Genomic DNA, 12222 nt, shown 5'->3' on the forward strand with positions numbered 1-12222 from the left:
TGTTTTGGTTTATAGATTGATTACATTCAATTTTGTTTTGATATATTTTGATGCTTGTTCCAGCACTTTACCTGGTGCGAGGGTAACATCGAGTGCGTTAGCGGCATCGGCACCTAAAGGAGCCAGTTCGGTAAGATCGGCAAAGCTTAGGGCACTTACCTGGCTACGTACATAGGCTGCATGGCGTGCTTCTACGGTTGCGATCTGACTTAAAATAATCAGGTTATAATCGTTTTTGCATTTCACTACCACATCGTTATAAGCGGCAACTCCCAGATCTTCGAATGTTCTGGCTGCATTTAATACGGCTGTAGCATCAGCAAAATCGATAGATGAAAAATCAAATTCAAGTACACCAAGGCCAGCTGCACCTAAAAATTTCTTAAAAAATTCGCGGTGGGCAATTTCATGGAGCCTGATATCATTGAACAACATTTTTTGCTGAACCGTAAAAGTTGCCGGAAAACTTGCTGCAGCCTTGATATAAAACGCAGCCTCTAATTGTTCTAAAGCATAAATATAATTAAGCAAACCTGCATCATCTTTAAAATCGATTGTATTATCGGTATTGGTATAAGGAGTAGATGCAGGTGTTTCTTCCTTTTTACAACCGATTAATCCCATTGTTAAAGCCGCTGATGCCCCTGCAAATTGCAAAAACTGCCTTCGCTGCATGTTGCTGATCGAAAAAGAATCTTTTTCAGCTATCGCTTCAGAATTATTTTTAGTCATTTTGTTAGTTGGTTTATAAAGTTCAGTATTGCAATCGGTATCCGGTTCGGTTATTAACTGTATACCTTATCTGTATTATTTGGTTAAATGTTTTAAACCTTTTCAGGTTTGCTTAGTCTGTAAGCCTGTTAGGAAAATGATATGTGGAGATTATTTTCCACAGGTCGGTTGCCATTCATCTTACTGTAACGAATTTAGCATTAGGGATAGAAAAAGAGTTTCAAATTTGTTTAAAATACTATCAAATTTGGCTAAACATGCCTTAAATGACTTATTTCGGCCTTCCCTGGGGTTATTTGGAGCAGAAATGATGACAAAACAGCTGAGATAAATGGTAAAAAATTTAACCGATTTATATTTTCCTGTAAGCGATATCCTACATTATTCGACAGAAAAAAAGGATATTCTAAATTTTAGAATATCCTCTCTGTTTAAATTCAATAATTTTTATTCTGACCGATTCCCAGAAAAGGATACAGATTTAGCTGAACTCCTGTTATTTTTCTGAAGAATTATTTCACGACATAATCAAATGCCTTAAATTTTTGAAAAACATTTGCTGCACAACCAAGCAAACCTGCCTTGTTGCCCAACCTGGCCGCAACCACCAGCTCATTACCAGGTGCAATAGGTACCGCTAAAGTTTTTATTCTTCTTTCTATCTCCCGAACATAAAAAGCACCCGACTCACTTATGCCTCCACCAATTACAATTTTTTGTGGACTAAATACATTTACAAAACTAATAATGCCCGTAGCCAGGTAATCGAAATGTGATTCCATCGCTTCAACGGCATATTCTTCTCTGGCCAGGTATTTTTCTACCATATATTTACCGTCAATCTCTTCTGGTGGATTAGGATGGATAGACTGGTAATGGTTAAGCAGGGCCGTTACCGATGCATAAGCTTCTAAACAACCACGACCTCCGCAAGCGCAGGCGAGTCCGTTATGTTGTACAACAATATGTCCCAGTTCTGTCCCTCTATTTCTAAATCCGCCGTAAAGCTTATTATCAATCATCACTGCGCCACCTATCCCTGTGCCCACGGTAAGAAAAACCACATCACTACAATCTTTGGCTGCCCCGTAAGTCATTTCTCCAAGGCCCATTAAATTGGCATCATTATCCATTACAATATTATAACGGGTTACTTCCTGCAGGATTTCGCCTAAAGCCAATTGTTTAAACCCAGGTAAATTATCCGCACCGGCAATAATCTTGTTGTTGTAAATAATTCCCGGAAAACCTATACCTACCCCAAGAATGGGATTTTTAAACTTTTTAGCACAGGTATGGATCGCTTCTACAATCAGCGCAATAATGGCGCCTTGTGTTTTCGCATTTTTTAGCGATACAATAATGGAATATAAAATTTCGCCATTTTGGTTTACTACCCCACATTTGAGTGAAGACCCACCAACATCAATTCCGATAGCATACGATTGTTCCATGTTGAAATTATTTAAAGTAATCATATACCGAACCTAGTTTAAATCTTTTTTGCATTGCTTTAATGGATATGTTTTTGTCGTTTCAATTTAGCATTTAAATATAGGCTAAAAATAGAATTCATGATAAGCCTATACATTAAATTTCAGATCAAAATCTTTAAAAATTGATTAATCCATTAAGAAATAGGTTAACAAACAGCCTTAATTACAAATACAAGGAGTATAGCCCTATAAAATTTGTGCGTTAACCAATTTCAAAATATTTATGATAATAATCAAAAGTGATTCTGTTTGCGCTGTCTTAATTTCACTTCACAAAACAATTATAATTAAGACCAAATTTCTACACTATGAAAAAAGCTTTTTGCTTGGTAGTGGTAGCCGCCACACTGGTATTAAACTGCTGTGCTGCTCCTGTACAAAATGATCCTCCCTTAAATTGGTTAAAGAAAACCACTGACGTGATTGCATTTCAGTTAAATAAAGCTGCACAAACCTATAAACCTGGCAAAAACCCACGCTCCGTTAATCCGAACGGAACCATCAGGATTGCTGGCATTACCGATTGGACAACCGGCTTTTTTCCGGGGAGCTTATGGTATGGTTATGAGCTTACAGGCGATAAAAACCTGGCTCAGGAAGCCAGAAAGTTTACGCTGGCACTAGATTCTATTCGCCACATCACCAATACACACGATGTGGGTTTTATGCTTTACTGCTCTTATGGTAATGCTTTCCGCATCACCGGAGATAAAACCTATTTACCCGCACTACAGGATGGTGCCAAACACCTTGCGGCACGTTTTAACCCAAAGGTAGGAGTAATCCGATCATGGGATTTTTCGTGGTGGCATTATCCGGTCATTATCGACAATATGATGAACCTCGAATATTTATACTGGGCAGCCAACGAATTTAAAAACCCGGCTTACGCCAATATTGCCAGTACCCATGCGACCACTACGATGAAAAATCATTTCAGAAAAGATTTCAGTTCGTACCATGTGGTAGATTATGATGCAGCAACCGGAAAGGTCCTTGCCAAAAGAACGCATCAGGGGGTAACTGACGAATCGGCCTGGGCCCGTGGCCAGGGATGGGGACTTTACGGCTATACCATGTGTTATAAGAACACTAAAAATCCTGCTTTTTTAGCGCAGGCAGAAAATATTGCCAAATTCATCATGAACCACCCACGTATGCCAAAAGATAAAATACCGGTATGGGATTTTGATGTGCATAATGCAACCGGTGTGGAAGAGCCTGCGCCGAGAGATGCCTCAGCAGCGGCTGTTATTGCCTCAGGCTTACTGGATTTGAGCACTCAGGTAAAAGATGGTAAGAAATATTTTGATTATGCTGAAGAAATTTTAAAATCACTTTCTTCGGATGAATACCTGGCCAAACCGGGCGAAAACGGTCTGTTTATCCTCAAACACAGTGTAGGTGCCTTTTTATACAATTCAGAGATTGATACGCCTTTAGATTATGCTGATTACTATTATCTGGAAGCATTAAAAAGATATACAGAAATAGCGGCAAAGGCTAAATACTGAAGGTAAAATCCTCCAAGTTTTAAAAACTAAAAATTCAACCAAATATTTTAAAAAACCAAACTTAAAACTATGCGTAAACAATTTACATTAACAACGCTTGCTGCGGCAACACTTATGCTGCTGGCGGCCTCCTGCAAAAAAGGCAAAGTCAACACACCTGACGAAAACCTTGATACAAAAATTTCGTTTACATCTTCTATTCTAGGGCAAGCAAACACCAAAGCTTCTGGAAATACCTGGGATGCAAATGATAACATTGGTGTATTTTCCAAAAAAAGCAGTGATGGAACCTTAGTTGATGTCAACAAAAAGTACACGACTACCGGCAATGGTAATTTTACGGCTACAGGTAGCGAGATTATCACTTATCCGAGCGATGGCTCATCGCTGAAATTTGCAGCTTATTACCCATATAACGCAACCAATACCAATAACATCTACAAAGTAAACGTAGCTTCGCAAACCAGCCTGCCAGCGATCGATTTAATGTATGCCAGTAACGCTACGGGATTTAGCCAAACCAGTACCACTACACCGAACCTCACTTTTACACACCAGTTATCGAAAGTAGAAATTACCGTAAAAGCAGGTGCAGGCGTGAGCAGTGTAAGTGGTGTTACCGCAGCATTTCAAAGTTTTAATACCTTAGCCGATTTTGATTTAATCGCCGGAGCACTGACTAGTGGCCTGGCCCCTGCTAATATTAATGCCAATATAACGGCATCTGGCGCAGATCAACTGGCCTCGGCCATTATGTTGCCATTAGCCGACGCCAGCAACAAAACAATTGTATTTACACTTCCATCAGGCGACAACTTTACCTGGACTTTACCAGCAGGATCTAAATTTGAAGCGGGCAAGAAAAATACCTATACTATTGTTTTACAAAAAGTTACCACGCCAGTAGCCGTACAACTGGGAACGGCTACCATTACCAACTGGGTAGATGTACCTGGTGGCAGCACAAACCTGAATCCGGATGTGACCACCCCAACGCCTACCGAGAAGCAAATTTTTATGGAAACTTTTGGAACCAAAGATTTAAGCGGATTTCCAAGTTCCCGCCAGGCTGTTACAGCATATGACAATTATGACAATCCTACCTTTGCCTATGCAGGAAATACCACAATCATTGTGGCCGGTAACGGATTTACCACCAATAATGCCAGATTTGTCGGCACTGAAAATAATATTAAAATGAACAATATTAATACCGATGGCTTTACTAATCTGAAATTGCAATTCAGGGCGACCTTAATCAATGCGCCTGCATCTGGTACTACACTTGATTTTGCCAACATCATCACCGTAAGGTATAACGGAGTTGACTATACTGTGCCAGCCGCACCAAGCAATAATAGCACGACGCCGGTAAGTATCGAGGTAAACTTAAGTACCGCAGCAGCCAATGCGACCAGTACTTTGGAATTTATAGGTAATAAAGGAATAGTAGCCCCGGCGACAGGTTCTTTTTTCCGTATAGATGATGTAAAACTACTGGGCACAAAATAATATCAATGAAATATAAGAGGAGCAGTCTTGAAGGGGCTAGCTCCTCTTTCTTATTTTCGGAAACCATGGAGCGCTTTTATATTCAACAAATAACATTCAAAAAGTTCATATTTTATATGGGCATCCTTGTGTTTTTATTCTCCTGTAAGCGGTCGGAAGAAGACAATTTTGTTATCAAAAAAGATGAATTAAAAAAAGTAGTTATCGTGTACATGTCGGCGAATAACAGCCTTGCTTCCAGTGCTTATACCAATATCAATCAGATGGAAGAAGCATTTGACCAAACAAACGGCAAATTGATTGTATATGCCAAAATATTTGGACAACAACCTACCGTATATGAAATTTCAAAGGATAGCAGTCCACAAATTATAAGCCGTAAAGTAAAAGTATATAACGACCACGACGCCTCGAACCCCGATATCATGAAAATGATATTCAGCGATATACAGGCTTTATACCCCGCCAAAACCTATGCTGCCATTCTTTGGTCGCATGCGACCAACTGGTTGCCCAAAAATGCCACGATTAGCCTGCGTTCTTTTAGTGATGATAATGGCAGTAAAATGGATGTGCAGGACCTGAAGTATGCCTTACCCAGCAACCTCGAGTATCTTATTTTTGATGCCTGCTCTATGGCCTCTACAGAAGTATTATATGAACTTAAAGACAAAACCCGCTACATCCTGGCTTCGCCAACCGAAGTGTTAAGTGTAGGCCTTCCGTACAACCGCATTGAAAAAAATCTATTTGAAGACCCCGAGGTGGGATTACCTGCGATTTGCGACAACTATTATCGTTATTATATGACGCAAAGTGGCAATAGTCAGTCTGCTACATTCTCGCTCATCAAAACAGAAAAACTGGAACAACTGGCACAAACCACACGCAATTTCCTGTACCAGCATGCTTTTACGTATCCTGATTTTAGACGGACTGAAGTACAACGCCTTGATTTTGATGCCGCTTCTCCTATGGCAGGATTTGATTTTATGGATTTTTTTGAAAAAAACTTCCCAGGTATTTCTCTGCAGGGATTACAAGATGCAGTGGATGATGTAGTGTTATACCAAGTGCATACGCCGAATTTTTTGGGGAAACCCATCAACCGGTTTTCCGGTCTGTCCTGCTATGTACCCCACCCGGATAATGAATGGGTACATCCTTTTTACCGGAGTTTAGGCTGGTATCGCGCAGCAGGATTTGATAAAATGTTGTAATGCAGTATTACACGTAAATAAGAAGGAGCGATAAGCAGCATGATCGTTTTAGGCTTTCTTCATCAAAATTGATATTCTTTTGATCCATATCGAAAGTACCCGCAACATTATATCTATAATTTTAACAAATGAATAAAAGATCATCTGCCTTTCTAAATCAAAAAGCAATAGCTACTTTATTCGCATTATTGTTTTTTGCTTATTCCTGCCGAAAAGATAATACAGGCCCATTGTCAGGCCCCGTATCTGGTAGCAGTCTGCAGTTTACCTCATCTGTTGAAGGTGAAACCGGAACCAAAGCCACTGGCAATACCTGGCAGGTAAACGATAGCATTGGCCTGTTTATGAAAAAAGCAGCTGATGCAGCAGTAATTGCTGCCAATAAAAAATACATCACTACCGGCGATGGCAATTTTTCAGCACAAGGAGACCATGGTTTGAATTATCCTGATGGTTCTGCCGTAAATTTTGTGGCTTATTACCCATATCAACCCGGCATCTCTGGCCATATTTATCCGATCGATTTATCCTCACAAACCAGCCTTCCGGCCATTGACCTGATGTATGCCAACAATGCCACCGGCTTTAGCAATAAAAGCACCACTAGTCCAAATTTAAGCTTTGCGCGTCAGTTGGTGCAGGTAGATCTTACCATTATGGCTGGCAGCAGCATCAACCTGAATGGCATTACTGCCAGTTTTCAAAATATGAATACAAGAGCCGATTTTGATCTCAATACAGGTACGCTAACGACGTGGTCTACGCTGGCTAGTATAAATGCTAATATTAAGTCTATTGCAGGTACCCCCTATTTAATGGCCTCCGTTATTTTATTGCCCCTGGCCGATGCAGCCGGGAAAAAAGTTATTTTCACCCTGGCCTCTGGCAGCACTTACACCTGGACCCTACCTGCAGGTGCTACATTTGAAAAAGGAAAAAAATACCGGTACAATGTTACATTGGGTAACGGACAACCCTGGTTACAGCCTTTTACACGTCGCGTATTTCCCGAAAGGGATAGTGCCCAGTTTGCCAATATTGTAGATAAACAATGGGTGGTTATTGGCAATAACAATCCTTATGCTTTTCAAAAAGATTATGGTATTCTTTTTAATGGCGAACCTTCTTATCGTTTTGAGCTAAAAAGTGATGGCACGACAAGAGACAGGGTTGAACTACAATATGCATATGCCACCAACCAGGATTATGCAGGTATTTCTGCTGCTGATTATATTAAAGACCAAAAAACGTTTAGCACCTACCTCCGTGGTAAAGGTATTACACCGCAGGCTAGCAAATGGCGATATCAATATGCGATCTATGTGCCTTCTAATACTGATCCAGCTTCAACGGCAATTTTTTCACAAATTCATGGCATGAACGATCGTACGCTCGTCGTATCACCAAATGGAGAACAAACCATGCTTACAAAAGACCAGTTTTTGGAACTGACGCAGACCATGATATTTGATGATGGCATCGGATATTCCATCGTAAACGGGGCAAAGGGACCTGCTAACGGATGGAAAATGGATGCTGGTGGTTATCCGCCAATGGAAATGGGCTTTGGCAGAGGACAGTTTTATATTTCCGTAACCTCTGACAGCAAATGGGCAACCGATATTGAAGACCGAAATGGCGCCAATATTGATCGTGTGGGTGTATTACAACCCGTAACCTCAGCCGGGGGATATAAAATAGCGACCAATGTGTACCGCATGCCTTTTGCCAACTATCCTAAAGATACCTGGGTTACCTTTATTATGGATATTGATTATTCCGCTTACAATGGGCCAGGCAACCAAATGATCGCTCCTGGAAAAATAGACGTCACCATGAGTTACCATCAAAACGGCACAGCTGTAAACACAAAAATTGTAAATAATGCCACTGTGGCTATTGGCCGAAACGATGCACCAGGCTATTACTTTAAATTTGGCATCTACCAACCTGGAGATGTCCAATCTTTTGTAGTGAACTGTGCAGGATATTCACAAACACCACGTTAATTAAAATATGTTTAAAAACGACTGCCTAACCGCTATAAATATTTTTAACAAATGAATAAAAGATTAACTAGCTTTCTCGATCAAAAAGCAATAGCAGCTGTTTTGTTTGCCTTACTGATTATTGTCTATTCCTGTCGAAAAGATGATAAGGGCTCCAGCTCGTCTCCGGAGCCAACACCTGGCAGGCAGGTGCAGTTTACCTCATCCGTTGAAGGCGAAACCGGAACCAAAGCCATAGGCAATACCTGGGAGGCTAACGACAATATTGGCGTGTTTATGAAAAAAGCCTCCGATGCTTCGGTGCTTGTGGCCAATAAAAAATATACCACCACTACCGGAAACGGGAATTTTACCGCACAGACCAGCGATGCCTTCAGTTATCCAGGTGATGGCTCTGCCGTTAATTTTGTTGCTTATTATCCTTACAAATCAACAATTACGGGCAATATCTACAAAGTAGATGTGTCTTCACAAAGCAACCTGCCTGCTATCGACCTGATGTATGCCAATAATGCTACCGGTTTTAGCCAGGGCAGCACTACGGTACCCAATCTAAATTTTGCACATCAGTTAGCGCGGGTAAACCTGATCGTACAGGCTGGCGGGGGTATTGCCAGTTTAAACGGCATCACAGCCAGCTTTCAAGACTTCAACACGCAGGCCGATTTTGATCTGAATACGGCTACATTCGCTGCCGGCACTAACCCTGCCAATATCAGCGCCAACATCATTGGCACTGCGGCCGCCGAACGGGTAGCATCTGCTGTTTTAATACCCATTACTGGCGCGACCAATAAAAAAGTGGTTATTACCTTGCCCTCGGGAGAATCTTTTACCTGGTTACTGCCTAATGGCACTAATCTCGAAAAAGGTAAAAACTACAGCTATACCGTGGTATTGCAAAAAAGCATTCCCGTTTCTATCCTTAATGTAGATTATGAAACCGGAACTCTCAATTCGGGCATTACGGGTATAAGCTCTTCTCATGCCACAGCAGCTGATGCCAATTATATGGTACAACCAGGCGCTACAGGAAACTATGCCATTGCCCATAAAGTAGTATATGGCGATAATGCATATTATTCTGATGGCGCTTACCGGAGCGAATCGGATGCGATAGCCCTTACCGCCGCCCGCTACGCACCGGGAGACGAACGCCGGTATGAGTTTAGTGTTCTGCTGAAAGACTGGACGCCCTGGCTTTCCGACCCTATTTATGAAACCAATATTTTTCAGCTAAAAGTATCTGGCAACTCAACTACCGATTCGGGTGTTCCTTTACAGCTGCGTGCTTCGAGAAACGCACTGCGGCTGCGCTACAGGGATAATATTCGCGTAGTTAATTTCCTGTCTGATGTTAGGCCTTATGTAAACCAATGGATACATTTTAGAATAGATGCAAAATGGACTAAAGATGCAACGGGATACATCAGAACTTTTATGAAACTGCCCGGACAAAATGATTTTAAGCTGGTGGATGAAAAAACAAATTACGACACTTTTGCCGGCGATCCAGCTGTCGGAAATATTGGATATATCAAGTGGGGCGTTTACGGAATCCAGGAAGGGCTTACCCGAATTACTTATCACGATGATATCAGGATTTATAAATTAAATTAATAATTCCGCTAAAAGCTAATACAAGACCCTGAATAAATATTACAGCATATGATGTGTTTAAAAAGAACATTACTGGCGATTACCATAATTTTATCGGCATTCAGCTCCACAAAAGCACAAGAAACAGCGGTTAGCAAAAGCAGTTTCGATGTGGTTAACCTGGATGCCAAAGGATTGGAAAAGGTTAAACATCTGGTAGCTGCTGCAAAGTACGAAGAGGGGGCAAAAGAATTGCTTAAATATTACCGCAACCGCACCAATGTGCGTCACCTTGATTTTGATACGGATGAGATTAAAAAATTAGCAGGCAAAAAGGTAAATGAAAATACACTTGAGCTGGCCAATAATATTTTGCAGCACAAATTTAAACCACATAAAGGTTATCCTACTTTCGATTATGGCAAAGAGATTAACTGGCAATACCGTCCGGTGCAAGATCAATTGCTGACCACTTTTTTACACCGCACTGCTTTTTGGGAGCCCCTGGGCATCGTGTACCAAAGTACCGGCGATGAGCAATATGCCAAAGAATGGTTATTTGAACTGCGCGATTGGGTTAAAAAAAACAAACAGGGTGCTTACCCCGATGATAAAGATTACGCCTGGAAGGCTTTCGTAGTATCGTTCAGGTTAAATCACTGGTCGGGGTATTTTAATCTTTTTCTTAACTCGCCAAATTTTACCCCTGCATTTTTAATGGAGTTTTTAAACTCTTACAGCGCACAGGCCGATTATGTAATGGCCAATTATACGGATATAGGCAACCATAGACTATACGAAGCGCTGCACATGATGTACGCCGGCAGCACATTCCCAGAAATGAAACAGGCTGCTAACTGGCGTAAAAGCGGCATAACCGTTTTAAATGAAGAAATTAAAAAACAGATACTGCCTGATGGCGTTCAGTTCGAGCTATCGCCCTCCTACCATATTGGCAGCATTAAAATATTTTTGGATGCACTACAAATTGCCCAGTTAAATGGAGCAGCACAGGAATTTCCTGAAAGCTACCGGAACCTTGCCGAAAAAATGGTGCTTGCAGTAGGTAAATATTCATTCCCCGATTATACCTTTCCGCTTTATGGCAATGCATTTTTAACCACCAAAGCGGCTATGCTTAAAAGTTATGCCTTATGGACAAAGGTTTTCCCTAAAAACAAAGTAATTGAATATTATGCTACTGATGGCAAAACGGGCACAGCCCCAGATTATCTTTCCGGCAGTCTTCCTAATGCCGGCTTTTATGCTTTCAGGAGCGGATGGGATATGAAAGCCATCGTAATGCAGATAAAAGCCGGTCCACCTGCAGCGTTCCACTCCCACCCCGATAATGGCAATTTTGTGCTTTGGGTAAAAGGTCGCGATTTTACACCCGATGCCGGGAGTTTCGTGTATGCCAATGTGGGCGACCAGGCAAATACCAAAAGAGATTGGTACCGCTCTACCAAAGCACACCAAACCCTGAGCATTGATGATAAAACCATAGAAAACGACGCGAAACTGCAAAAATGGGAAACGGGAAATAATTTAGATATCCTTAGCTATTCCAATCCCAGTTATAAAGATTTAAACCACCAGCGCACGTTTTTATTTATAGATAAAACATATTTCGTCATTATTGACAGGGCAATTGGCACAGCAACTGGAAGATTGGCCATCCGTTATCATTTAAAAGAAGATAGCCAGGCTACCCTGAATGCCAGCAACAACCGTATTAATACTAATTATGCTGATGGCAATAACCTTTTGATACAGGTATTAAATAAAGATAAAGTAAGTGTAAAAGAAGAGCCAAGTTTTGTATCGTATGTATACCAAAAAGAAACACCAAGGCCAGCTTTTGCTTTCGAAAAACCAAAGGCAGATGGCAAAACACAGGCTTTTATTTCGGTATTGTATCCTTATAATGGCAGCACCCCACCAGTGATCAACTTTACTGAAAATCCTGGCCATGATTTTGCAAATGGCAAAATAGACATTACGCTTAGTATTAATGGTAAAACGACAATTGTGAAGCAGGATTTAGGTACGAATTAAGGTGATGAACTACAAAGACAAAAAAGACCAAAGAGTAGCTTTGGGCAAAATAAATTGAATGAATAATCATATAAATAACTGA

The 12222-nt window shown here is 41.0% G+C and carries 8 protein-coding genes; 6 read left to right on the forward strand and 2 right to left on the reverse strand.

What is annotated here, in order from left to right; translation table 11 throughout:
* Nucleotides 1-9 precede the first annotated feature (9 nt).
* Both AC04QZ_RS05640 and AC04QZ_RS05645 read right to left on the reverse strand, forming a co-directional pair.
* Nucleotides 10-732 (reverse strand): ferritin-like domain-containing protein, encoded by a 723-nt coding sequence (locus AC04QZ_RS05640; RefSeq protein ID WP_478356925.1) that lies wholly within the window; start codon nucleotides 730-732, stop codon nucleotides 10-12.
* Between the two features lie 512 nt (nucleotides 733-1244).
* Nucleotides 1245-2210 (reverse strand): ROK family protein, encoded by a 966-nt coding sequence (locus AC04QZ_RS05645; protein WP_478356926.1) that lies wholly within the window; start codon nucleotides 2208-2210, stop codon nucleotides 1245-1247.
* A 326-nt stretch (nucleotides 2211-2536) separates the two neighbouring features.
* On the opposite strand from AC04QZ_RS05645, the gene AC04QZ_RS05650 reads away from it, so the two are divergent.
* From AC04QZ_RS05650 to hepC, 6 genes are all read left to right on the forward strand, one after another.
* Nucleotides 2537-3742 (forward strand): glycoside hydrolase family 88 protein, encoded by a 1206-nt coding sequence (locus AC04QZ_RS05650; RefSeq protein ID WP_478356927.1) that lies wholly within the window; start codon nucleotides 2537-2539, stop codon nucleotides 3740-3742.
* Between the two features lie 69 nt (nucleotides 3743-3811).
* Complete coding sequence (locus AC04QZ_RS05655) at nucleotides 3812-5254, forward strand: fimbrillin family protein (protein ID WP_478356928.1); 1443 nt, start codon at nucleotides 3812-3814, stop codon at nucleotides 5252-5254.
* A 5-nt stretch (nucleotides 5255-5259) separates the two neighbouring features.
* Nucleotides 5260-6474 (forward strand): clostripain-related cysteine peptidase, encoded by a 1215-nt coding sequence (locus tag AC04QZ_RS05660; RefSeq protein WP_478356929.1) that lies wholly within the window; start codon nucleotides 5260-5262, stop codon nucleotides 6472-6474.
* A 128-nt stretch (nucleotides 6475-6602) separates the two neighbouring features.
* The gene (locus tag AC04QZ_RS05665; protein WP_478356930.1) at nucleotides 6603-8483 is read left to right on the forward strand and encodes a fimbrillin family protein; all 1881 of its coding nucleotides are present in this window, start codon (nucleotides 6603-6605) and stop codon (nucleotides 8481-8483) included.
* A gap of 51 nt (nucleotides 8484-8534) precedes the next feature.
* Nucleotides 8535-10103, forward strand: a complete 1569-nt coding sequence (locus AC04QZ_RS05670; RefSeq protein ID WP_478356931.1) for a fimbrillin family protein — start codon at nucleotides 8535-8537, stop codon at nucleotides 10101-10103.
* Nucleotides 10104-10151: 48 nt separating this feature from the next.
* Nucleotides 10152-12140 (forward strand): heparin-sulfate lyase HepC, encoded by a 1989-nt coding sequence (hepC, locus tag AC04QZ_RS05675; RefSeq protein ID WP_478356932.1) that lies wholly within the window; start codon nucleotides 10152-10154, stop codon nucleotides 12138-12140.
* The last annotated feature ends 82 nt before the right edge of the window (nucleotides 12141-12222 follow it).

Source organism: Pedobacter folensis, assembly GCF_056490665.1.

Coding starts and splice junctions, on each gene's coding strand:
- AC04QZ_RS05650 (WP_478356927.1), top strand. CDS start 2,537: ATGAAAAAAGCTTTTTGCTTGGTAGTGGTAGCCGCCACACTGGTATTA.
- AC04QZ_RS05655 (WP_478356928.1), top strand. CDS start 3,812: ATGCGTAAACAATTTACATTAACAACGCTTGCTGCGGCAACACTTATG.
- AC04QZ_RS05640 (WP_478356925.1), bottom strand. CDS start 732: ATGACTAAAAATAATTCTGAAGCGATAGCTGAAAAAGATTCTTTTTCG.
- AC04QZ_RS05645 (WP_478356926.1), bottom strand. CDS start 2,210: ATGATTACTTTAAATAATTTCAACATGGAACAATCGTATGCTATCGGA.
- AC04QZ_RS05665 (WP_478356930.1), top strand. CDS start 6,603: ATGAATAAAAGATCATCTGCCTTTCTAAATCAAAAAGCAATAGCTACT.
- AC04QZ_RS05660 (WP_478356929.1), top strand. CDS start 5,260: ATGAAATATAAGAGGAGCAGTCTTGAAGGGGCTAGCTCCTCTTTCTTA.
- hepC (WP_478356932.1), top strand. CDS start 10,152: ATGATGTGTTTAAAAAGAACATTACTGGCGATTACCATAATTTTATCG.
- AC04QZ_RS05670 (WP_478356931.1), top strand. CDS start 8,535: ATGAATAAAAGATTAACTAGCTTTCTCGATCAAAAAGCAATAGCAGCT.